The organism is Streptomyces sp. NPDC044921 (assembly GCF_056432865.1).
On sequence record NZ_JBWKIF010000014.1, the window covers coordinates 14,033 to 39,986 of the forward strand.

A 25,954-nucleotide genomic window follows, 5' to 3' on the forward strand; every position below is an offset into this window, starting at 1 on the left:
GCACACGTTGTCGTAGAGGGAGAAACCATCATGCGGCGCAGGACTTCACGTTCGATGACCAAGCTCATGACCGCAGTGGCGGCAGCGATCGTGGTGGCGGGCGGCGCGGCCGTTCCGGCCGCCGCGGCACCGGCCCCGTCGGCGGAGCGACCCGCGGCCCAGCCCGCGAGCATTCAGGCGCAGACCGTCACCACCTGGATCAACGGCAATGTGCGCATCGGACCCTCGACGGGCTACCGGATCGCCTACACCGTCGCGGCGAACCAGAACCTGAGCGCCGAGTGCTGGCTCGAGGGCGGTTACGTCAACGCCAACGGCGTCTACCACAACAAGTGGGTGCTCCTCTCGGACGACAACTACATCTGGGGCGGCCTGCTCAAGGGCAACGAGGTGGGCAACGTCTCCAGGCCCTGCTTCTGACACATCGTCAGGCGCCTCGGTACGACACAGAACGTGCCGGGGCGCTGCTGTCCACCCGATCGCCTCTTCCTCCGGCCGGGCGGAGACGTCCGCGTGGGATGGGAGTGCCGTCCACTGTCCCGGTCCGCCCGGAAGACTCCGGCGACCTCGCCCCAGGTGGAGGAACAGGCCCACCGATGGCCGTCGGCGCTCCTCGAACACGGCGACCGCATCGAGCCCGGCGTGGCGCGGCGTCTGCTGGGCGGCGGGCTGCCGGAGCCGAGAGCGGTCAGGGCCGGGCCGGCTGGTGCTCGGGCAGCCGTGCCCGCAGTGTGGCGGCGAAGTCCTCGGCGCGGGCGAGCTGGACGCGTAGCTTCTCCACCTGCTCCGCCGCATTCCGCTCGTACTCGCGCACGCGTTGAAGGAGCGCCTCGCGCTCATCCGGGCCGAGTGCGTCACCGGCGTCGAGGCGGTCGGTGGCGTCCAGCAGGTCCCGCATCTCATCCAGCGTGAAGCCGAGCGGCTTCATCCGCCGGATGACCATGAGGCGGGCGACGTCGCTGTCGGTGTAGAGGCGGAAGCCTCCCTGGGAGCGGGCGGAGGGGACGACGAGACCGGTTTCCTCGTAGTGCCGGATGGTGCGCAGGGACAGCTCGGTGCGCGCGGCGACCTCGCCGATCTGCATGTGCCTGCCGTCCACGTCCTGCTCCTGGCCTTCCCTCGTGGCGGGCTGCGTCCCGTGCGACCTCACCGACCCCTACTCTAACGTTAGGGTAGAGTTGGGAAAGGTGAGGGCGGCCCGGCTGCCCCCGCCACTGCCGTTCCGGGGCCGATGCCGCTCCCGGCGAAGATCCGATTCTTGCAGGAGAGACGCGTGCGCGAGCCCATGACGCCCGGCGCCGCCGTCTGCCCGCCGTGACGCTCCGCCCCTGGACGTGAGCCCTGGCGCCCTCGCGCCAGCCCACTCCGCCCCGTCTGGTCCTCCGGCTCCGCGCATGACGGGGCCGTCCCCGCGACGTGCCGGACCGGCCCCTCCGCGACATCCCGCCCATCCCCGGCCTGCGACGGGGGTGTGCCCGAGCACGACAGGTTCCTGAACTCTTGTCCTCCGCTACCGCTGTGTCCCCGGCCGCGCGCCTGCGCGGCCTGAAGCCCGACTGGCTGAACAACCCGAAGGTCTGGCGCACCGAGGTCCTCGCGGGCCTGGTCGTGGCCCTGGCACTGATCCCCGAGGCCATCTCCTTCTCGATCATCGCCGGGGTCGATCCGGCGGTGGGCCTGTTCGCCTCTTTCACCATGGCCGTGGTCATCTCGGTCGTCGGTGGCCGCCGTGCCATGATCTCCGCCGCGACCGGCGCCGTCGCTCTGGTCATCGCCCCGCTCAACCGGGAGCACGGCCTGGGCTACCTGATCGCCGCCGTCATCCTCGCCGGCGTCTTCCAGATCGTGCTGGGCGCGCTCGGGGTGGCGAAGCTGATGCGGTTCATCCCGCGCTCGGTGATGGTCGGCTTCGTCAACGCCCTCGCCATCCTGATCTTCATGGCCCAGGTACCGGAGGTGACCGACGTGCCATGGGCGGTATACCCGCTGATCGTCGGCGGGCTCGCGCTGATGGTGTTCTTCCCGAAGGTCACCACCGTGATCCCGGCGCCGCTGGTCTCCATCGTGGTCCTCACCGTCATCACCGTCGGCGCGGCCATCGCCGTGCCGACCGTCGGGGACAAGGGCGCGCTGCCGTCCTCGCTGCCGGTGCCCGGCCTGCCCGACGTGCCGTTCACGATGGACACGCTCACGACGATCGCCCCCTACGCGTTCGCCATGGCGCTCGTCGGTCTCATGGAGTCGCTGATGACCGCCAAGCTTGTCGACGACATCACCGACACGCACTCCGACAAGACCCGCGAGTCCATCGGCCAGGGCGTCGCCAACATCGTCACCGGCTTCTTCGGCGGCATGGGCGGCTGCGCCATGATCGGCCAGACGATGATCAACGTGAAGGTCTCCGGTGCCCGCACCCGCGTCTCGACGTTCCTGGCCGGCGCGTTCCTGATGGTGCTGTGCATCGCCTTCGGCCCGGTCGTTTCCGACATCCCCATGGCCGCCCTCGTGGCCGTCATGATCATGGTGTCGTTCGCGACCTTCGACTGGCACTCCATCGCCCCCCGGACCCTCAAGCGGATGCCCGCGGGCGAGATCGCCGTGATGGTGATCACGGTCGCCTGCGTCGTGGCCACCCACAACCTCGCCGTCGGCGTCGTCGTCGGCTCCATCACCGCGATGGTGGTCTTCGCCAAGCGCGTTGCGCACCTCGCCCAGGTCACGGCCGTGCTCGACCCGGACGGCAGCACGGTGGTCTACCGGGTCACCGGCGAGTTGTTCTTCGCCTCCTCCAACGACCTCGTCGGCCAGTTCGACTACGCGGGTGACCCGAAGAAGGTCGTGATCGACCTCTCCGCGGCGCACGTATGGGACGCCTCCTCCGTCGCGGCCCTGGACGCGATCGAGACCAAGTACGCCCAGCGCGGCAAGAGCGTCGACATCACCGGCCTGAACGACCCCAGCGCGCGGTTGCACGACAAGCTCAGCGGCGAGCTCGCGGCCGGCCACTGACGTACCGGGAACCGTGAGCGTCCGGGCCGGGCGGCCGACGCCGATCAGGGCGGCCGACGCCGGTCAGGGTGGTCGACGCCCGGCCGGTCCAGTCGCCGTAGCCGGGCAGGTGCGGTCGCGTCTCTCCGAAAGCGCGGGTGCCGTCGGCAGGGAGGCGGCCGTGCGGACCGCGGAGGTTCGGCGGTGCCGGGTGGCCGACAAGGCCTCGCGGTGGCGGGCGCAGCGCGGGAGCTTCAGGCGGGGCAGCGCGCCGGTGTGCCGGGCGGCACGTCGCCCGCAACCGTGGCCGAGTACGCGGGACGAGTCCATCGGATCACGGCCCCCCGGGTTGTCGCGCCCGGTCGCGGTGCCGTTGACCGGAACCGCGCGTGGCAAGTGGAGGCCGTGGTGCGTACCCGGCATCGCCGAGCGCTCTTTCAGCAGGCAGGATTCGAGCAGTTCTGGGCTGGCGTGTCGCTGCGATCGGAGGGAATGGCGCACAGATAAATGGCTCAAAAGAGAAGGCCGCGGTCGGAATGGCGCGGCGCCGCGGTGCCGGACTTCTGGAAACGCGCCACGCTTCTCGGGGCCTGGTGGTCACACCGCCGTCCACCGCCCGGTCCGAGCGAACCGGCAGGCGGTGGGGCATGCGGCCAGGAGCGCGGGGGCGGCGGTGCCCGAGCGCCGTGACGCGGCCCGGTTTTTTCTTCTCAGGTCCCGGGTTTGAGTGTGAAACGGCGGGATACACGCCCTCTTTGGTGGGCTGCTGGACGGCCATCTCCCCTTCATCGTCGGGGGGTTGCCAACCTGTGACCCAACGTGAAAACTGTGAGCGCACTCGGCCGGGATGAACCGTGTCGAAGCGATTTCTTGGCACGTGAATCGTAAGAACAGGGGAGTTCTGCGCAGGGCTGCTGCGCGGAGAAGACACTGGGGGGACGTGGTGGTGTCTGCTAGGTGCCCTGGGCGCGTACCGCCAGGCAGCGCACGTGCGGGCCTGTCCGCTGCTCGGTGGGCGTCCGGACCGTTCGGAACCGCCGCCCCACCGTCCCCGTCGTGCCCTCGGTTCCGCTGACGCCGGTCCGGCACGTCCCGAGCGGTGGACGGCGCCACGCAGCTGGAGTCCATCGAGGATCCAGCCGCTGCCAGCGCCGACCCGGCTGAGCCACCGCGCCGGTCGCCTGGCGCGGAACGACCGCCCCGCGGTGCCACGCCCCCGATGGCCGAACCCGTGGCGGCCACCGCTGCCCGCGATCGGCCACCGCGCACGGTCGGCGGTCCGCCGCCGGATACGCGCGTCCTCACCCAAGGAGAAACGTGACAAGCACACAACTGACCGGGGCCGAATCGCCCCTTGACGCGTTACCCGAGCACTGGCGGTCCTTACGCGACGCGGGCCCCGTGACGTACGACGAGGAGCGGCGGCAGTGGCACGTCGTGGACCACCAGGGTGTCTCGGCGGTCCTGTCCGACCCGGCGACGTACTCCTCGGACATGACGCCGATCGCCCCCACCCAGGAGGACTTCGAGGCCTTCCGGCAGGGCAACTTCGTCGGCATGGACCCGCCGGAACACCGCAAGCTCCGCACCCTGGTGAGCCAGGCCTTCACTCCGCGCGTGGTCCACGGGCTCGCACCCCGCATCGAGGCCGTGTGCGCGCGGCTGTTCGACGGCGTCGCCGACCGCGACCGGTTCGACCTGGTCGACACCCTCGCCTACCCGCTGCCGATCATCGTGATCGCCGAACTCCTCGGTATCCCCGCCGAGGACCACCGGCTGTTCCAGGAGTGGGCCGCCACCCTCTTCGGCGGCGACCAGCTCGGGGACAGCCTCGACACGGCCGACCTGGAACGGGCGCTGGAGGCCATCGCCCCGACCGTGCGCGAGATGAACGGCTACGTCCTGGATCACATCCGGCACCGCCGCGCCCACCCCGGTGACGACCTGACCAGCAGCCTCCTCACCGCCGAGGTCGACGGAACCCGGCTGGAGGACCAGGAGATCGTCGGGTTCGTCGCGCTGCTGCTGGTCGCCGGGCACATCACCACCACCGCGCTGCTCGGCAACGCCATGGTCACCTTCGACCGGCGGCCCGGCACGCTCACCGCACTGCGCGAGGACCCGGACCGGGTGCCGAACGCCGTCGAGGAAGTCCTGCGCTGGCTGCCGCCCTTCCCCGAGCTCGGCCGGCGCACCACCCGGCCGGTGACGCTCGGCGGGCACGAGATCCCGTCCGGCACGCTGCTGATGGTGCACCTGGGGGCCGCCAACCGCGACCCCTCCCGCTTCACCTCGCCGGATGTCTTCGACGCGGCCCGCGATCCCAATCCCCATCTGACCTTCGGACACGGCATCCACTTCTGTTTCGGCGCCCCGCTGGCCCGGCTGGAGGCCCGTATCGCCCTGCAGATGATGATGGAACGTTTCTCCTCCATCGCGGTGCCCTCGTACGACGACGTCACGTACCAGAACCCGGCCGTCATCGTCGGCGTTCGCCATCTGCCGGTCGTCGTCACCAGGCCGTAAGGCGCGTCGACGCGCACGCCCCGCACCGCTCACCCGCGGGCCGGCCGCGTCTTTCGTCCCCGCACCCGCTCTCACCAGGAGTCACCTCCCCATGCCGTACCCGACCACCGCTCCGGCCGCGCACCGGCCGTCGACCTCCTCGCACCAGGAGTTAGGCAGCCGCCTCGACTCCCTCGCGCGCGCCCACCGCGTGCCCGGCGCCCAACTGGCCGTCCACACGGGCACCCAGGTCCTCAGCGCGCACACCGGCACGGCCGACGCCCTGGCGAACACCCCGTTCACCGCGGAGACGGCCGTCCCCCTGGGCTCCGTCACCAAGGTCGCCACGGCCGCGGCCGTCCTGCTCCTCGCCGACGACGGGGACCTGGACCTGGACGAACCCGTCAGCGACTTTCTGCCCGACTTGTCGGGGGAGATACCCGAGGTGACGGTGCGGCACCTGCTGAGTCACACCGCCGGTCTGCCCACCGGCCCCGACTCCGACAGTGCCGTCGGCACCACCGCCTCCCGGTACCTCTCCGCGGTCTGCACCGCCGGGAACACCCTCTTCCCGCCGGGCACCGGCTTCTCGTACTCCAACGCCGGCTACGTCGCCGCCGGCCGCATCCTGTCCGAAGTGACGGGCATGACCTGGCAGGAAGCGGTGGCAGCGCTCGTCCTGGAGCCCCTGGACATCGTCCCGACCTTCCTCGGCGACGTCGCCCCCGCCCGGCCGGTCGCCAGCGGCCACGCCCTCAACACGGCCACGGGCCTGGTACGCCCGGCCCGCCAGAACCTCGCTCCGGTGGAGGCCCCGGCCGGAGCGCTGCTGGCGAGCGCCGAGGACCTGGTCGCCCTGGGCAGGGCCGTGATCGGCAGGTCCGCCGGGCTGCCGGCCGCCGTCGGCGAGCGGATGCGGCGCCCCGAACCGTCCGCCGACCCCGGCGCCCTCGCCGACGCCTGGGGCCTGGGTCTCGCCCTCTTCCGGCAGGACGGCCGGGTGTGGTGCGGCCACGACGGGAACGCCCAGGGCACCTCCTGCCACCTGCGGGCGGACCCGGAAAGCGGCGTCGTCGTCGCCTTCACCGGCAACGCGGGCGCCGCCACCGCCCTGTGGCGTGACCTGGGCGCGGAGCTCGCCCGGCTCACCGGCGTGCGCGTGCCCACCGCCCCGGCCGCCGGCACCGGCCGCGGACCCGCCGTGGCGCTCCCGGAGTGCGCCGGGACCTACCGCAACGGGGGCACCGAGTACGTCGTCAAGCTCGACGGGGACGGCATGCCGACCCTGTCCGTCGACGGCGACTATCCCATCCCGCTGGTGTGCTACCCGGACCTGTCCTGCGACCTGGTGGATCCGGCCACCGGCCGGGTCGAACCGGGCGGCCGCTTCCACCGCGATCCCGCCACCGGGGCCATCGACCGCCTGCAGGTCTCCGGACGCACCGCGCGCCGCACAGGCACCGACTGACCGCGCGCCCGATCGGCACCGTCTCACGGTGTGCCGGATCGGCAGTGCCCGACCGCGCGCCGGACCGGCAGTGTCCGACGTGTGCCGGATCGGCAGTGTCCGGCCGCGCGCCGGATCGGCAGTGTCCGATCGTGTGCCGGACCGGCAGTGCCCGACCGCGCGCCGGAGGGACACCGTTCCGGCCGAACGCGGCACCGGCACCGTCCGGTCGCGCCCCGCACCCGCCCCGTAACGCAAGGACCCCGCACCGCTCCGGTGTGCCCACGGGCAGCCCGAGAGCGGGCGCGCCGGGTCCGTGCGCCGCCCCCGCCCGAAGGACTGCACCCCGATGACGGACCCGCACGCCCCGCGCCCCGCCACGCCCGTCCCCCCAGCGGCCGGCACCGTCCCGCCGGCCCCCGTCCGCGACGTCACCCGCCACGTGCCGCTCGGCGAGCTGTTCACCGGGTGGGTGACGCGCGACCCGGACGCCCCCGCGGTCACCGACGGCCGGACCACCTGGTCGTACGGGGAACTCGCCCGGCGGGCCGGCCGGCTCGCCGCCCACCTCGTCGCGGACGGCGCGGGACCGGAGCGGACGGTGGCCCTGGTCCTGCCGCGCTCGATGGAACTGATCGCCGCCGAGCTGGCCGTGGCCCTCAGCGGTGCGGCCTTCCTGCCCGTGGACCCCGCCTACCCGGCCGAACGACGGGCGTTGATGCTCGCCGACGCCGCGCCCGCCGTCGTGCTGGACGACCTCGACCGGGTCCGCGCACTGACGGAGGGCGAGGAGCCGGGGACGGACCCGGTCCCGGGGCGGACGCTCCCCGATCACGCGGCCTACGTCATCTTCACCTCGGGGTCCACCGGCACACCCAAGGGCGTCACCGTCACCCACCGCGGCATCGCCGGTTTCGCCGCGGCGGCCGCCGAACGCTACGCCGTCGGCCCGGGCGACCGCGTGCTGCAGTTCTCCTCGCCCAGCTTCGACGCCTCCGTACTGGAGCTGTTCATCTCCGTGCTGTCCGGCGCCCTGCTGGTGGTCCCGCCGCACGGGCCCTGGCTCGGCGACGAACTCGCCGGCGTCCTGGACGAACACGGCATCACCCACGCCCTCGTACCGCCGGCCGCCCTCGCCACGCTCCCCGACCCGGCGGACATCGGCGGCCTGCCCTCGCTGCGCACCCTCATCGTCGGCGCCGAGGCGTGCCCGGCCGCGCTCGTGGACCGGTGGGCACCCGGCCGCCGCATGATCAACTCCTACGGGCCGACCGAGGCCACCATCGTCGCCACCTGGACCGGGCCACTCACCGCCGGCACCGGGACGCCCGCCATCGGCCGTCCGCTGCCCGGAACCGAGGCGCACGTCCTGGACGCGGCGCTGCGCCCGGTGCCCCCCGGCGGCGAGGGCGAGCTGTACGTGGGCGGCGACGGCCTGGCCCGCGGCTACCTGGGCCGCCCCGGTCTGACCGCGACGCGGTTCGTCGCCCACCCCTCCGGGACGCCCGGCGCCCGGCTCTACCGCACCGGTGACCGGGTGCGCCGACGCGCCGACGGCGAGCTCGAGTTCCTCGGCCGGGTGGACCGGCAGGTCAAGGTCCGCGGCTTCCGCATCGAGCCCGGCGAGATCGAGGCAGCCCTGACGCGGGACCCGGACGTCCGGGAGGCCGTCGTCGTGGTCCGCGACGAGGAACCCGCCCGCGGTCGCCTCATCGGCTACGTCACCCCCGCCGCCCTCGCTCGCAGACCCGAGCCGGCCCGGCTGCGCGCCGCCCTCACCGCCGCCCTGCCGGCCCACATGGTGCCCTCGGCGGTCGTCGTGCTGGACGCGCTGCCGCTCACCCCGCAGCACAAGATCGACCTGCGGGCGCTGCCCGCCCCCGGCGGCGTGGCCGCCGAGCAGCACGTCGCACCGCGCACCGACGAAGAACGCACCCTGGCCGCGATCTGGGCCGACGTCCTCGGCGTCGACGCCGTCGGCGTCACCGACGACTTCTTCGACCTGGGCGGCGACTCGATCCTCGCGGCCCGCACCCTGACCCGCATCCGGGAGGCGTTCGGCGCCCGGCTCACCCTGCGCGACGTGTTCACCGCGCGGACCGTCGGCGCGCTCGCCCCGCTGACCGCCGACCCGTCCGCCGCCGCCCCGCAGGAGCCGATCCCCTCCGCACCGCGCTCGCGGCCCGTCCCGCTCTCCAGCGCCCAGCGGCGCCTGTGGTTCCTCGACGACCTTGCCGACGGCGGCACCGAGTACAACACCGGCGTGGCACTGCGCCTGCGCGGCCCCCTCGACAGGCCGGCCCTGGAACGCGCCCTGCACCGGCTCGCCGCCCGCCACGACTCCCTGCGCACCACCTTCGCCACCGTCGACGGACAGGCCGTCCAGCTCGTCGCCGCCGAGGCGCAGCTGCCGCTGGGCACCACCGACGTCGGGCACGTGCCCGCCGAGCGGCGGGACCAGGCCGTCGAACGCCTGCTGACCGACGAACTGCGCCGCCCCCACGACCTGACGACCGGACCCCTGACCCGGGCCCTGCTCGTCCGCAGGGCCCCCGAGGACCACGTACTGCTGCTGGCCCAGCACCACATCGTCACCGACGGCTGGTCGGTCGGCGTCCTGACCCGCGACCTGGCCGCGCTCTACCGCGCGGAGGCCGCGGGCGAACCCGACGGCCTGCCCCGGCCGGACGTGCAGTACCCGGACTTCGCGCTGTGGGAGCGCGCACGGCACACCGCCGACGCCCACGCCGACGACCTCGCCTACTGGAAACGCCACCTCGACGGCCTCCAGCAGCTCGACCTGCCCACCGACCGGCCGCGCCCCGCCGTGCGCACCACCGCGGGCGCGGCCCACCGCCAGGAGGTACCGCGCCACCTGGCGGACCGGCTGCGGCAGCTCGCCGCGGGCCGCGACACCACCGTCTTCACCGTGTTCGCCGCGGCGGCGGCCGTCCTGTTCGCCCGCTACTCCGGGCAGCGGGACGTGGCGTTCGGCACCGTCACCAACGGGCGGGACCGCCGCGAACTGGAGGACGTGACCGGCTTCTTCGCCAACACGGTCGTGCTGCGCGGCGAGGTCGACGACGCCGCCACGGTGGACCGGTTCGTGCAGACCATGCGCGCCACCGTGCTGGACGCGTTCGCCCACGACGGCGTGCCCTTCGACCGGGTGGTCGAGGAACTGGCCCCGCCCAGGGACCCCAGCCGCACTCCGCTGGTGCAGGCGCTGGTGGTCCAGCAGGCGGCGCCCGCCCGGCCGCCGGCCGCCGCCGGGGTACGCATCGAGGAACATCCCCTGCCCCGCCCGGCCGCCCGCTTCGACCTCGTGCTGGAGTTCGCGCCCCGGGCCGACGGCGGCCACGAGCTGACCGTCGAGTACAACACCGACCTGTTCGACTCGGCGACCGTGGCCCGGATGGGCCGTCAGCTGCACCGGCTGCTGGAAGGCATGGCGGACGGCCCGCAGCGGACGCTGGCCGAACTCCCGCTGCTGTCCGAGGACGAGCGGCGCGTGCTCCTGGACTCCTGGAACCCGCCCGTTCCGGCCGGCGACCGGACCGACGACGCCACGCTCCCCGCGCTCTTCGAGGAGCAGGTGGCCCGGACCCCCGGCCGGACCGCCGTCACCTGCGGTGGGACCCGGCTGGACTACGCCGGGCTGAACCGGCGCGCCAACCGTCTCGCCCGGCTGCTGGCGGCGCGCGGCGCGGGCCCGGAGTCCCTGGTGGCGCTGTGTCTGCCGCGTACCGCCGACCTGGTGCCGGCGCTGTGGGCCGTGCTGAAGTCGGGCGCCGGATACCTGCCCGTCGACCCCGGCTACCCGGCCGAGCGCATCCGCTTCATGCTCGCCGACGCGGCCCCCGCCCTCGTCCTCGCCACCCGGGAAACGGCGCACGCGCTCCCCGAGGGCTGCCGGCCGCTGCTGCTGGAGGACGTGGCGGCCTTCGACGCCGACACCCCGGACGCGGCTGGGGCCGACGCGCCGGGCGCGACCGATGCCGGTACCGCCGACCTGACCGACGCCGACCTGACCGACGCCGACCTGACCGACGCCGACCGGACGCGACCGCTGCATCCGTCCCATCCCGCCTACGTCATCTACACGTCCGGCTCCACCGGCCGCCCCAAGGGCGTGGTCGTCACCCACGGCAGCGTGGCCGCGCTGGCCGCCTGGGCCGGGGACACGTTCGGCGGGCGCGGGTTCTCCCACGTCGTCGCCTCCACCTCCCTCAACTTCGACGTGTCCGTCTTCGAGCTGCTGTGCCCGCTGCTGGCCGGCGGCAGCGTCGAAGTGGTCGCCGACCTCACCGCCCTGGCCGATGCCACCGCTTCCAGCGACGGTTCCCGGCCGCGCCGGGCCGGACTGCTCAGCGGCGTGCCGTCGGCGCTGTCCCGGGTGCTCGGGGACGGCGCCCTCGTGGCGGACACCGTCGTCCTGGCCGGCGAGGCCCTGCCCGCCCGGACCGTCCGCGACATCAAGGACGTCATGCCCGACGCCGAGGTGGCGAACATCTACGGCCCCACCGAGGCCACCGTCTACGCCACCGCCTGGTTCGCCGGCGGCACCGTCCCCGACCAGGCGCCCCCCATCGGCCGTCCCGTCGCCCGCACCCGCGCCTACGTCCTGGACCGCCTGCTGCGCCCGCAGCCGCCGGGCGTCACCGGCGAGCTGTACCTGGGCGGCGGCGGACTCGCGCGCGGCTACCTGCACCGCCCCGGCCTGACCGCCGCCCGCTTCGTCGCCGACCCGTTCGGCGCTCCCGGGGACCGCATGTACCGCACGGGCGACCTGGTGCGCTGGAGCGCCGACGGCCGGCTCGAGTACCTGGGGCGCGTCGACCAGCAGGTCAAGGTGCGCGGCTTCCGCATCGAACTCGGTGAGGTGGAGGAGGCCCTGCGCGGCTGCGCGGGCGTCGCCGAAGCCGCCGCCACCGTCCGCGACGGCGACGGCCACCGCCGCCTGGCCGGATACGTGGTCCCCGCCCCCGGCGCCCGGGTGGAGCCCGAGGCCGTACGCCGCGAACTCGGGCGCACCCTGCCCGACTACATGGTCCCCTCGGCCGTCGTGGTGCTGCCCGCCCTGCCGCTCAACCCCAACGGCAAGCTGGACCGCGGCCGGCTCCCCGACCCGGCGCCGGCCGCACCCGCCGCCCGCCACGTCGCGCCCCGCACCCCCACCGAGCGCACGCTCGCCGCCGTCTGGGCCGGTGTCCTGCACGTGGAACGGGTCGGGGCGGACGACAACTTCTTCGCGCTGGGCGGCGACTCCATCCTCGGCATCCAGGTCGTGGCCCAGGCCCGGCAGGCGGGCCTGGCGATCAGCTCGCGGGATCTCTACCAGCACCAGACGCTCGCCGCCCTGGCCCGCCGCGCCGACGAGACGGGCCGTCACCGGACCGCCGCCCCGGCCGCCCCCGTCGACGCCACCGGCACCGCGCCGCTGACCCCCATCCAGCGCTGGCTCTTCGACAGCACCGGCGAGCGGGCCGGGCACTTCGCCCAGACCCTCTCGGTGGAGCTGCCCGCCGACGTCGACGCGCACGCGCTCCAAGCCGCCCTCGACGACGTGGTGACGCACCACGACGCGCTGCGCTCCCGCTTCCCCGCCGACGACACGGGCGTGCGGTGGTTCATCGACGGCCCGGCCGTCCGCTGCGGCCTCACCCGCCACACCGGCCCGGACACCGACACCCCGCACCTCGGCCGGTACGACCTGCGCCAGGGGCCGCTGCTGCGCGCCGTCCTGCACGACCGGGGCGACGGACGGCCGCCCGTCCTGCACCTGTCCGTCCACCACCTCGTCGTCGACGGCGTCTCCTGGCGCCTGCTCCTCGAAGACCTCGAACGCGCCTACCACGCCCGCCGTGCGGGCCGGGACGGCGCGGCCGAGCTGCCCCGCAAGTCCTCTTCGCTGCGGCAGTGGGCCGAGCGCCTGGCCGCGCACACGGCCGCCGGCGGCTTCGACGACGAGAGGGCGTACTGGATCCGCGAGACGGAAGCCGCCCGGGCGGCTCTGCCGGCGGACCGGGAGGGCAGCAACACCTACGCCTCCCAGCGCTCGGTGACGGTGCGGATCGGCCCCGAGGACACCCGGCTGCTGCTGCGGACCCTGCCGGAGACGTACCGCACCCGGGCCAACGACGTCCTGCTCGCCGCACTCGGCCGGGTGCTGTGTCACTGGAGCGGCCACGACCGGGTGCTGGTCGACGTCGAAGGACACGGCCGCGAGGACCTCTTCGGCGACGTCGACACCAGCCGCACCGTCGGCTGGTTCACCACCCGCCACCCCGTCGCCCTGGCCGTCCCGCCCGAGGCGGCCTGGGACAGCGTGCTCAAGCAGGTCAAGGAACACCTGCGCGCCGTGCCCCGGCACGGCATCGGCCACGGCGCCCTGACCCTGCCGGGCCGCGACGACGCACCCCTGCCCGCGACCAGCGCGCAGATCAGCTTCAACTACCTCGGCCGGTTCGGCCTGTCGGACACCTCCGCGGGCCTGTACCGCGGGCTGGTGCGCCCGCTGGAGCTGGACGCCGATCCCGCCTCGCCGCGCCCGCACCCCCTGGAGGTCGTGGGGCGGCTGGACGGCGACAGCCTGGAGTTCACCTGGTTCTACTCGGACCAGCTGCACCGGCCGGAGACCGTCGCCGGCCTCGCGGAACGCTACGCCGACGCGCTGGCCGGTCTCGCCCGGTACGCGGCCCGCCCCGGCGCCGCCGGACGCACCCCCTCGGACTTCCCGCTGGCCCGGCTCGACCAGAGCCACGTCGACCGCATCACGGGGGAGGACCCCGCCGGCGTCGAGGACGTCCACCCCCTCACGCCCACCCAGGCCGGCATGCTCTTCCACCGGCTCTCCCAGGACGACCGCGGCGTGTACTTCCAGCAGCTGACGTTCGTCCTCGACGGCGTCCCCGACCCGCACGTGCTGGCGGACGCCTGGCAGCAGGTCACCGACCGCACTCCGGTGCTGCGGTCACGGGTGGTGTGGCAGGACGTGCCCGAGCCACTGCTCGTGGTGCAGCGCCGCGCAGCCGTGCCGGTGGAACTGCCCGACTGGCGCGGCCTGACCGCCGCCGAGCAGGACGAGCGGCTGCGCGACCTGCTCGACAGCGACCGCGCCCGGGGCGTCGACCTGACCCGCGCCCCGCTCCAGCGGCTGGTGCTGGCCCGGGTCTCCGACCGCGCGGTGCGTGTCGTGTGGTCCTTCGACCACCTGATCCTGGACGGCTGGAGCCTGTTCCAGGTCCTCTCCGACGTGTTCACCTGCCACGCGGGCGCGTCCGGCGGCACGCAGGTGCCGCCGTTGCCCGAGCGCCGCCCGTTCCGTGACTACGTCGCCTGGCTGCGGGAACGCGTCGACGCGGCCGAGGGCGAACGGCACTGGCGGACCCGCCTGAACGGCCTGGCCGAGACCACCGCGCTGCCCTTCGACCGCGAGCCCCGCGAGAGCCACCGCGCCGAGTCGACGGCGGCGGTCCGCGTCGCCCTGTCCGAGGCCGCCACGAAGGCGCTGCAGGACGTGGCCAGGACGGCGGGCCTCACGATGAGCACCCTCGTCCAGGGCGCCTGGGCGATGCTGCTGGGTCGTCAGACGGGCCGCGACGAGGTGGTCTTCGGCACCACGGTCTCCGGCCGGCCGCCCGAGCTGCCCGGGGCCGACGCCATCACCGGCCTGTTCATCGCCACCCTGCCCACCCGCGTGACCGTGCCGCGCGACGAGCCGCTGCTCACCTGGCTGGCCCGGCTCCAGCAGGAGCAGAGCGAGGACCGGCGCCACGACCACGTGCCGCTGCACCGCATGACGGCCTACACCGAACTGCCCGAACGGGCCGCCCTGTTCGACAGCATCGTCGTGTTCGAGAACTACCCGGTCGACGACGGCCTCGCCGCCGCGCACGGCCTCCGGCTCACCGGTCTGGACGGGATCGAGACCACCAACTACCCGCTCAGCCTGGTCGCCTACCCCGGCACGGAACTCGCCCTGCGCCTCGGCTACGACCCGGAGCTCTTCGACGCCGCCACCGTCGAGCGGATGGCCGAGTACCTCACCGTCCTGCTGGAGGGCTTCGCCGCCACCCCGCAGCGCACCCCCGCGCGCCTGCCGTTGCTGACGGCCGCCCGCCGTGAGCAGGTGCTCCGCACCTGGAACGACACGGCCGCCGGCACCCCCGCCGCGACCACCGCCGACCTCTTCGCCGCGCAGGCGGAGTGCACCCCCGAGGCCCCCGCGCTGCTGGCCGGCGCCGAGCGGCTGACCTACCGCGACCTCGACGCCCGGGCGGCGGCCCTGGCCGGCCGCCTGGCCGCGCTCGGGGTGCGTCCGGAGGCCGCCGTCGGCGTGCTGATGGACCGCTCGGTCGCCCTCGTGGTCACCCAGCTCGCCCTCGCCCGCCTCGGCGGCGTGTACGTCCCGCTCGACGGACGCGCTCCCCGGGAACGGCTGCGCACGATGCTCGCGGAGGCCGGCGCGGGCCTGCTGCTCACGGACGCGGAGTGGCACGAGACGGCCGCGGACCTGCTCCCGGACGGACGCGTCCTGTGCCCGGATTCGGACACCGGCGGCCCGACAGCGGACCTCGCCTCCGTGCCGCGCGTGCACCCGGACAACGTCCAGTACCTCATGTTCACCTCCGGCTCCACCGGCGCCCCCAAGGGCGTGGCCGTACGGCAGCGGGACGTCGCCGCGCTGGCCCTGGACCGGGCCTTCGCCGGCCACGACCGCGTCCTGGTGCACTCGCCGCACGCCTTCGACGCCTCCACCTACGAGCTGTGGGTGCCGCTGCTGCGCGGCGGCACGGCCGTCCTCGCCCCGCCGGGCGACCTGGACGCCGCCGCCGTCCGCCACGTGATCACCGAACAGGGCGTGAGCTGCCTGTTCCTGACGGTCGGCCTGTTCCGCCTGTTCGCCCAGGAGGACCCCGCCTGCCTGCGTGGTGCCCGGGAGGTGTGGACGGGCGGCGAGGCCGTGCCCGGCGCCGCGGTACAACGCGTGCTGGACGCCTGCCCCGGCCTCATCGTCGTCGACGTGTACGGCCCGACCGAGACCACCACCTTCGCCACCCGGCGGCCCTTCCGCGCCGGTGACCCGCTGCCCGCGACACTCCCCATCGGCCGCCCCCTCGACGACACCCGCGTCTACGTCCTGGACGGCGCGCTCCAGCCGCAACCGCCCGGTGTGCCGGGAGAGCTGTACCTCGCCGGCGCCGGACTGGCGCGTGGGTACGCCGGACGCCCCGGCGCCACCGCCGCCCGCTACCTGGCCGACCCCTACGGGCCGCCCGGCGGACGGATGTACCGCACCGGCGACATCGTGCGCTGGAGCGCCGGCGGCGAACTGCACTTCGTGGGACGCGCCGACGACCAGATCAAGATCCGCGGTTTCCGCGTCGAGCCCGCCGAGATCGAGGCCCGGCTCACCGCCCACCCGGCGATCGCCGAGGCGGTCGTGTCGGTCTCACGGCACGAGGGACGCAAGCGCCTGGTCGCGCACGTGGTGCCGGCCCCCGGGGCAGCCGTGCCGCAGGCGGCCGGGCTGCGTGACCACGTCGCCGCGGAACTGCCGGACTACATGGTCCCGGCCGCGTTCGTCACCCTGCCCGCGCTGCCCCTCACCGCGAACGGGAAGGTCGACCGGCGCCGGCTGCCCGAACCCGAGTGGTCGGCGGCGGCCGAGACCGCCCACCGCGCGCCGCGCACCGAGGCCGAACGGGTGCTCGCCGGCATCTGGGCCGACCTGCTGGGCGTGGAACGGGTGGGCCTGGACGACCACTTCTTCATGCTGGGCGGCGACTCGATCGTCAGCATCCAGGTCGTCTCCCGCGCCCGCACCGCGGGACTGGCGCTCACCCCGAGGGACCTGTTCCGTCACCCCGTGCTCGCCGACCTGGCCGCCGCGTCGACCGGGGCCGCCGCGACCGTGGCGGGCACCGGGCCGGTGTCGGGGGAGGTCGCCCTCACACCGATCCAGCACTGGTTCCTCGACGCCGGGCTCCCGCGTCCGGAGTACTTCAACCAGTCGGTGGTCGTCGAGACGCCCGAGGACGCCGACCCCGGCGCGCTGAAGGCCGCTCTCGCCGCGCTGTGGACCCACCACGACGCCCTGCGCGCCCGCTTCACCCGCGCAGCGGACGGCACCTGGCGCCAGGAGTACGCCGACGCGGACGCCGGCGTTCCGGAACTGCTGCGGGTGCACGACCTGAGCGGTCAGGACGCCCACGCCGCCGAGCAGGCCGAGGCCCGCCTGTCCCACGAGGCGCACACCGGCTTCCGGCTGGACACCGGGCCGCTGATCGCCGCCCGCCTCTTCACCGGCGGCGGCCGGTCGCCGCGCCTGCTGCTGACGGCCCATCACCTGATCGTCGACGGCGTCTCCTGGCGCGTCCTGCTGGAGGACCTGGAGACCGCCTACCGGCAGGCCCGGGCCGGTGAGCCGGTCCGGCTGCCGCAGCGCACCACGTCCGTGCGGGAGTGGGTGCGGCGGCTCACCGCCCGCACCGGCGAGGCGGACCTCGCCGCGCAGCGCGCCCACTGGGCGGACGTCTCGCGCCACTGCGCCGAACCGCTGCCGGTCGACCTCGACGGCGGCAACACCGTCGCCGACCTGCGCGCCGTCACCGTACGCCTCGACCGGCAGCGCACCGAGGAGCTCCTGCGCGAGGTCCCCGGCGTGTACCGCACCCGCGTCGACGACGTCCTGCTGACCGCCCTCGGCCGCGTCCTGGCCGACTGGACCGGCCACCGCACCGTCGCCGTGGGCCTGGAGGGCCACGGCCGTGAGGACCGGCACTTCGACGACGTCGACCTGTCCCGCACGGTCGGCTGGTTCACCAGCCTCTTCCCCGTAGCCCTCGACCTGCCCGAAGGGGACTGGGGCGCCGCGCTGAAGGCCGTGAAGGAACAGCTGAGGGCGGTGCCCGACCGGGGCATCGGCTACGGCGCCCTGCGCCACCTCGCGGACGACGAACGGCTCGCCGCCGCGCCGATGCCCGGCATCAGCTTCAACTACCTGGGCCGGTTCGACTGGTCCGCCCCCGACGCCCAGCTGGTCCGGGCCGTACCCGGCGGCCTGGACGGCGCGGAGGACCCCGGGGCGCCGCGTCCGCACCTGCTGGACGTGGTGGCCCGCGTCGAGGACGACGAGCTGGAGATCACCTGGCACTACAGCGGCGGCCGCCACCGCGAGGAGACCGTCGCCTCCCTCGCCGAGGGCATGCTGCGCTGCCTGGAGGAGATCGTCGCGCACTGCGCCTCCCCCCAGGCCGGCGGCCGCACCCCCTCGGACTTCCCGCTGGCCCGGCTCGACCAGGCGGCCGTGGACCGGGTCGTGGGCGACGGCCGCGGCGTCGAGGACGTGTACCCGCTGACCCCGATGCAGGCGGGCATGCTGTTCCACAGCCTGATGGACCCCGAGGGCCGCACCTACGTCAACCAGGTGCAGGTCGTCCTGCACGGCGTCACCGACCCGCACACCCTCGCCGAGGCGTGGCAGCGCACGGCGGACGCCAACCCGATCCTGCGCACCCGCCTGGTGTGGCAGGAGACGGCCGAACCCCTCCAGGTGGTGCAGCGACGGGCCGCCGTGCCGGTCACCCACCACGACTGGACCGGGTGGTCCGCCGAGCGGTGCGCCCGCGAGACGGAAGCCCTGCTCGACGCGGACCGCGAAGCAGGGATCGACCTCGGCGCGGCCCCGCTGATGCGCCTGGCGCTGATCCGGCTGGCACCGGACCGGGTGCGCATGGTGTGGACGTTCCACCACGTGCTCCTCGACGGCTGGAGCGCGGCCCAGGTCTTCGACGAGGTGTGCGAACGGTACGCGGCCCAGAGGGCCGGCCGCCGTCCGCAGGTGCCCGGCCGGGCCCCCTTCGCCCGCTACCTGGAGTGGCTGGCCGCCCAGGACACCGCCCGGGCGGAACAGCACTGGCGCGACACCCTCGCCGGATTCGCCGTGCCCACCGAACTGCCCCGCGACCGGCGCCCCGCCGACGCCCACCGCGCGTCCTCCTCGGGCACGGTGCGGGTGACTCTCGGCACGGAGGTCTCGGCGCGGCTGAGGGACACCGCCCAGCGGGCCGGGCTGACCGTCAACACGGTGCTCCAGGGCGCCTGGGGGCTGCTGCTGCACCACTACGGCGGCGGCGACGACGTCGTCTTCGGCACGACCGTGTCCGGCCGCCCGGCCGAACTGCCCGGCGTGACCTCCATGGTGGGGCTGTTCATCAACACCCTGCCCACCCGGCTGCGCGTCCACCGGCGGCGCCCCCTGCTGGAGTGGCTGCGCGAACTGCAGGCCGCCCAGTCGGAGTCGCGCCGCCACGACTTCGTGTCCCTGGCCCAGTTGCAGTCGTGGAGCGAAGTGCCCGGCGGCACCGGCCTGTTCGACAGCATCGTCGTCTTCGAGAACTACCCGTTCGACGCGGGCGCCCTGGCCCGGCACGGACTCGCCGTCGAGCAGGAGCGCGACGTCGAGCCGACCAGCTACCCGCTCAGCGTGGTCGTCGCCCCCGGCGACGACGTCACCGTCAGCCTCGACTACGACCCCGCCGCCTTCGACGCGGCCACCGTCGAGGGGATCGGCGCGAGCCTGCGCACCCTCCTGACGCAGGTCGCCGCCGGCGCCGACCGCAGCCTGGCCGACCTGGCCCCGCTCGAACCGGCCGCCGGACGCCGCCTGCTGGACCGCCTCGCCGGGCCGGGCGCGCCGCTCCCGCGGCGTACGCTGCCGGACGCGTTCGCGGCCCAGGCCGCCCGCACCCCCGACGCGCCCGCCGTCAGCGCCGGCGCCGACCACCTCACGTACCGGCAGCTCGACGAGCGCGCCAACCGGCTCGCGCGCCTGCTGATCGAGGCCGGGGCCGGACCCGAGCGGTTCGTCGCCCTGGCCCTGCCCCGCACCGCCGACCTGATCGTGGCACTCCTGGCGGTCCTCAAGAGCGGCGCCGCCTACCTGCCCGTCGACCCCGGATACCCGGCGGAGCGCATCGCGTTCCTCTTCGAGGACGTACACCCCGACGCGGTGATCACCTGCGCGGAGACCTCCGCGCGGCTGCCGGACGGCCCGTACGCGCGGATCGCCCTGGACGACCCGGCCTGCGCCACCCGGCTGGCCGCCGCGTCCGCCGCGCCCCTCGGCGACGACGAGCGGCGCGCCCGGCTGCTGCCGGACCACCCCGCCTACGTCATCCACACCTCCGGCTCCACCGGCCGGCCCAAGGGCGTCGTCGTCCCGCACGCCTCGGTGGTGGCGCTGACCGACTGGGCCGCCGCCGAGTTCACCGGCCGCGGGCTCGCCCACGTGGTGGCCTCCACCTCGCTCAACTTCGACGTGTCGGTGTTCGAGATCTTCTCGCCGCTGCTGGCGGGCGGCCGCGTGGAGGTCGTCCGCGACCTGCTGGCCCTCGCCGAGCGGCCCGAGCCCTGGCGGGCGGGCCTGCTCAGCGCCGTGCCCTCCGCCCTCGGCAGGCTGCTGGCCGAGGACACCGTGCACGTCGGCGCCGACACCGTCGTCCTGGCCGGCGAGGCCCTGCCCGCCCGCGCCGTCCAGCAGGTGCGCGCGGCGATCCCCGGCTGCCGCGTGATGAACATCTACGGCCCCACCGAGGCCACCGTCTACGCCACCGCCTTCACCTGCGACCCGGCCGACCCCGACCGGGTCCCGCCCATCGGCCGGCCCGTCGGCGGCGCCCGCGCCTACGTCCTCGACGCCCGCATGCGGCCGGTGCCCGTCGGGGCGCCCGGGGAGCTGTACCTCGCCGGGACCGGGGTGGCCCGCGGCTACCTCAACCGGCCCGGCCTGACCGCCGGCCGCTTCCTCGCCGACCCCTTCGGCCCGCCCGGCGGCCGCATGTACCGCACCGGCGACCTGGTCCGCTGGACCGCCGACGGCGACCTGCTGTACCTGGGCCGCACCGACGACCAGGTGAAGGTGCGCGGCTTCCGCATCGAACTCGGCGAGCTGGAGGCCGCGCTGGCCCGGCACCCGCAGGTCGCCGCGGCCGCCGCCCGCGTCGTCGAACACGACGGCCACAAGCGCCTCGTCGGCTACGCGGTGCCGCGCGGCGGCGACCTCCCGGCACCGGCCGAACTGCGGGCGTTCCTCGCCGGGACCCTGCCCGACCACCTGGTCCCGGCGGCCGTGGTGCCCCTGGAGCGGCTGCCGCTGGGCGCCACCGGCAAGCTGGACCGGCGCGCCCTGCCGGAACCGCAGTGGTCCGCTGCCGTCACTCCGCAGGACACCCGGCCGCCGCGCACCGCCACCGAGCGGGCCCTCGCCGGGATCTGGGCCGAGGTGCTGGGCGTGCCCGAAGTGGGCGCGACCGACAACTACTTCGCGCTCGGCGGCGACTCCATCCTCGGCATCCAGATCGTCTCCGCGGCCCGCCGGGCCGGACTGGCCCTCACCCCCCGGCACCTGTTCCAGTACCAGACGGTCGCCGAACTCGCCGCCGCGGTCGACGAGTCACCGGCCGGTCCCGCCGTCGTGGCCGACCAGGGCCCGGTCGTCGGGGACGTCCCCCTCACGCCCGTACAGCACTGGCTGTTCGACACCCTCACCGGCGATCCGGCCCGCTTCACGCAGGCGGTCTCCTTCGAGGTGGCGCCCGGCACCGAGGAGACACTGCTGCGCGCCGCCCTCGCCACGGTGCTGGAGCAGCACGACGCGCTGCGCATGCGCTACGAAGTGGCCGGTGAGGGCCGGTGGAGGCAGCTGGGCACACCGCCCGGCACCGAGCCGCACCTGGAGGTGCACGCGCCCGGGCACCCGGCCGCCGTCGCCGCCGGGCTTTGCGCCGGGTTCGACCTGGCGCGCGGGCCGCTGCTGAAGGCCGCCCTGTGCCACCGGGACGGCGACCGGCCGCCCGTCCTGCTGCTGGCCGCCCACCACCTGGTCGTCGACGCGGTGTCCTGGCGGGTCATCCTCGAAGACCTCGCCGGCGCCCACCGGGCGCTGCGCGCCGGCGAGACCCCCGACCTGGGCGCGAAGACCACCTCCTTCCGCGACTGGGCCCGGCGCCTGGCCGCGCACACCGCCGACGGCGGCTTCGACGACGAGGTCGCCCACTGGAGCGCCCTGCACCCGACGGCCCTGCCGGCCGACCTCCCCGGCGGCAACACCGCCGCCGACGAGGAGACCGTGACGGTGAGCCTCGACGCCGAGGAGACCGAGCGCCTCCTGAAGGAGGTCCCCGAGGCCTACCGCACGCGCGTCAACGACGTCCTGCTGTGCGCGCTCGGCCGGGTCCTCGCCCGCTGGACCGGACAGGACCGGGTGGTGGTCGCCCTGGAGGGCCACGGCCGCGAAGACCTCTTCGACCGGGTCGACCTCTCCCGCACCGTCGGCTGGTTCACCACCATGTTCCCCGTGGGCCTCGACGTGCCCCGCGACGCGGACCTCGGCACCGCGCTCAAGACCGTCAAGGAGAACCTGCGGGCCGTACCGCGCGGGGGAGTGGGCTACGGCGCGCTGCGGCACCTGCACCCGGCGGGACCCGAACTGCCCGACCTGCCGCAGGTGGGCTTCAACTACCTCGGGCAGCAGGACTGGAGCGCCACCGGGGACGGACTGCTGCGCGCGCCCCACGAGGGCCTGACCGGCGGCATGGACCGCTCGGCGGACCGGCCCCACCTCATCGACGTGCTCGGCCGGGTCACCGACAAGCGGCTCGAGTTCACCTGGTCGTACTCCCGCGCGGCGCACCGGCGGGACACCGTCGCCCGCCTCGCCGAGGAGACGGCCGGGGAACTGCGCCGCATCGTCCGGCACTGCGCCGAGCCCGGCGCGGGCGGGCGCACCCCGTCCGACTTCCCGCTGGCCGCGCTGGACCAGGCCGCCGTCGACCGGCTCGTCGGCGACGGGCAGGACGTGACGGACGTCTACCCGCTGACCCCCACCCAGACCGGCATGGTCGTGCACGGCATGGACGAGCCCGGCGAGGGCCTGTACGTCGAGCAGATCACCTTCGTCGCCGACGGCGTGCGCGACCCCGCGCTGCTGTCGGACGCCTGGCAGCACGTCGTGGACGCCACGCCCGTGCTGCGCACCGCCGTCGCCCTGACCGGGGTGCAGGCGCCGCTGCAGACCGTGCACCGCCGCGTCCCCCTGCCCGTCACCCGGCTCGACTGGGCCGACCTCGACCCGGCGCGGCGGGAGGGCGCGCTGAAGCGGCTGCTCGACGAGGACCGCGCCCGCGGCATCGACCTGCACCGCCCCCCGCTGCTGCGCGTCACCCTGATCCGGCTCGGCCCGGACCAGGTGCGCGTGGTGTGGACCTTCCACCACGTGCTGCTGGACGGCTGGAGCGTCTTCCACGTGCTGTCGGACGTCCTTCAGGCGCACGCCGCGCTCGCCGCCGGGACCGAGCCGCGGCTGCCGCGGCGGCGGCCCTTCGCGGACTACGCCGCCTGGCTGGCCGGCCGGGACACCGCGGCCGCCGAGGAGCACTGGAAGGCCGCCCTCGCCGGGTACACGGCGCCGACTCCGCTGCCGTACGACCGCAGGCCCGCCCCCGGCGCCGCCGCCCGGTCGGGCACCTGGCTGTCGCAGCGGCTCGACGCGGACGGCACCGCCCGGCTGACCGACTTCGCCCGCCGCCACCGGCTCACCCTCAACTCCCTGGTCCAGGGCGCCTGGGCGCTGCTGCTTGCGCGCACCGGCGGCGAGCGGGAGGTGTGCTTCGGCACCACCGTCTCCGGCCGGCCCGCCGACCTGCCGGGCGCGGACACCATCACCGGCCTGTTCATCACCACCCTGCCCGCGCGGGTCACCGTGGACGAGGCCACGGCGTGCACCGCCTGGCTGCGGGAGCTGCAGGCCGCCCGCGCCGAGGACCGGCGCTTCGACCACGTGCCGCTGACGGACCTCCACCAGTGGAGCGAACTGCCCCCCGGCACACCCCTGTTCGACAGCCTGCTGGTGTTCGAGAACTACCCGGTCGGCGACGCCACCGCCGGTGCGCACGGCGTGCGCGTGCGCGGCCTGGACGCCCGCGAGGCCACCAACTACCCGCTCACCGTGGTGATCTCGCCCGGCGACGAGCTGAGCGTGGAACTCGGCTACGACCCGCGGTACTTCGAGGAGAGCACGGCCCGAGCGCTGACCGACCGGCTGATGCACGCCCTGACCGCCCTGGCCGCGTCCGGTGACGAGACGCCGCTGCACGGGGTGGACGTGCTGCCGCCTGCCGAACGCCACCGGCTGCTGCACGGACCCGCCCGCCCGCACCTGGCGCCGCCGCCCCCGGCGACGCTGCCCGCCCTGATCGAGGCCGCCATCGACCGGTGGCCCGACCGACTCGCCCTGGACACGGAGGGGTCGACTCTCACCTTCGCCGAGACGGAGGCCCGGGCCAACCTGCTCGCCCACCGGCTGATCGCTCGCGGTGCGGGGCCCGGCGACATCGTCGCGCTGGTCCTGCCGCGCTCGGCGGACATGGTCCTCGCACAGCTCGCCGTGGCCAAGGCGGGCGCCGCGTTCCTCCCGGTGGACCCCGGCTACCCGGCCGAGCGGGTCGCGCTGATGCTGCGCGACGCGCGGCCCGCCGTCACGCTGACCGCCGAGGAGGTCGCCGGCCTGCTCGCCGCGCCGCCCGGCGGCACGCCCGGCCACCGGCCCGCCGACACCGACCGCGTCCGCCCGCTGCACCTCGACGACCCGGCGTACGTCATCTACACCTCCGGTTCCACCGGCACCCCCAAGGGGGTCGTCGTCACCCACCGGGGACTGGCCGCGTTCGCCGCCGCCGAGGCCGCGCACTACCACGTGAGCGCCGGGGACCGCGTGCTGGCCTTCGCCACGCCCAGCTTCGACGCCTCGGTGCTGGAGCTGTGCATGTCCCTGCCGCACGGCGCGGCACTCGTCGTACCCCCGCAGGGCCCGCTGCTCGGCGCCGAACTGGCCGGCGTCCTGCGCGGCGCGCGCATCACACACACCCTGCTGCCGCCCGCCGCGCTCGCCACCCTCCCGCCGGACACCCCCGGCACCCTGCCCGACCTGCACACCCTGATCGTCGGCGCGGACGCCTGCCGGGCCGAACTGGTCGCCCGGTGGGCACCGCACCACCGCATGGTCAACTCCTACGGGCCCACCGAGGCCACCGTCGTCGCCACCTGGTCCGATCCGCTGGAACCGGACGGCGCCGCACCGCCCATCGGCCGCGCCCTGCCCGCCACCGCCGCCTACGTCCTCGACGATCGCCTGCGCCCCGTCCCCGACGGCGTGCCCGGCGAACTGTGGCTCGCCGGACCGGCCCTGGCCCGCGGCTACCTGGGCCGCCCCGGCCTGACGGCGACCCGCTTCACCGCCGACCCGTTCGGGCCGCCCGGCGCCCGCATGTACCGCACCGGCGACGTCGTGCGCCGCGACGCCCGCGGCGAACTGCACTACCTGGGCCGCACCGACCACCAGCTCAAGCTGCGCGGCCACCGCATCGAGGCCGGCGAGGTGGAGGCCACCCTGGTGCGCCACCCGGCCGTCCTGGACGCCGTGGTGGGCGTGCGGGAGGACGAACCGGGGCTGCCGCGCCTGGTGGCCCACGTGCTCGTCGCCCCCGGCGCCGAACCGCCCTCCGGCGCGGACCTGCGGGCCCTCGCCGCCCGCACCCTGCCCGGCCCGATGGTGCCCTCGGCGTTCGTGGTCATGGACCGCTTCCCGCTGACGGAGAACGGCAAGACCGACCGGGCCGCGCTGCCCGCCCCCGGCCCGGAGACGCGACAGCCGGACGCCGGGTACGTACCGCCCCGCACACCCACCGAGGAGGCCGTCGCCGCCCTGTGGGAGGAGGCCCTGGAGACCACCGTGGGCGCGGAGGACGACTTCTTCGCCCTGGGCGGCGACTCCCTGCGCGCCCTGCTCATCGCCTCCCGCGCCAACGACGCCTTCGGCGTGCACCTCACGCCCCGCGACGTCCTGGTGGGCCGCACCGTCGCCGCCCTGGCGGACCTGGTGGAGGAACAGGTGCTGAGCGAACTCGAAGACGCCGCACGCGGCGACAGCGACCACGAAGAACGGTGAGGACC

Annotated in this window: 6 protein-coding genes; 5 read left to right on the top strand and 1 reads right to left on the bottom strand. The window is 75.0% G+C overall.

Features of this window, described 5'->3' with window-relative positions:
* Positions 1–54: 54 nt before the first annotated feature.
* A complete protein-coding gene (locus AC07DA_RS22285; RefSeq protein ID WP_479129909.1) occupies positions 55–420 on the top strand; it encodes a hypothetical protein in 366 nt (121 codons plus the stop codon).
* Positions 421–688: 268 nt separating this feature from the next.
* Here the strand turns inward: AC07DA_RS22285 and AC07DA_RS22290 are convergent, their stop codons facing one another.
* On the bottom strand, positions 689–1,099 hold the full coding sequence (locus tag AC07DA_RS22290; RefSeq protein ID WP_479129910.1) for a MerR family transcriptional regulator: 411 nt from the start codon (positions 1,097–1,099) through the stop codon (positions 689–691).
* A gap of 419 nt (positions 1,100–1,518) precedes the next feature.
* Here AC07DA_RS22290 and AC07DA_RS22295 point away from each other — a divergent pair, with 419 nt between their 5' ends.
* The 4 genes from AC07DA_RS22295 to AC07DA_RS22310 all read left to right on the top strand — a co-directional run bounded on the left by AC07DA_RS22295 (position 1,519) and on the right by AC07DA_RS22310 (position 25,949).
* Positions 1,519–3,009, top strand: coding sequence for a SulP family inorganic anion transporter (locus AC07DA_RS22295; protein ID WP_479129911.1), 1,491 nt, complete (start codon positions 1,519–1,521; stop codon positions 3,007–3,009).
* 1,296 nt (positions 3,010–4,305) lie between these two features.
* On the top strand, positions 4,306–5,514 hold the full coding sequence (locus AC07DA_RS22300) for a cytochrome P450 (RefSeq protein WP_479129912.1): 1,209 nt from the start codon (positions 4,306–4,308) through the stop codon (positions 5,512–5,514).
* 91 nt (positions 5,515–5,605) lie between these two features.
* A complete protein-coding gene (locus AC07DA_RS22305; RefSeq protein WP_479129913.1) occupies positions 5,606–6,961 on the top strand; it encodes a serine hydrolase domain-containing protein in 1,356 nt (451 codons plus the stop codon).
* Positions 6,962–7,289: 328 nt separating this feature from the next.
* A complete protein-coding gene (locus AC07DA_RS22310) occupies positions 7,290–25,949 on the top strand; it encodes a non-ribosomal peptide synthetase (protein ID WP_479129914.1) in 18,660 nt (6,219 codons plus the stop codon).
* Positions 25,950–25,954 lie beyond the last annotated feature (5 nt).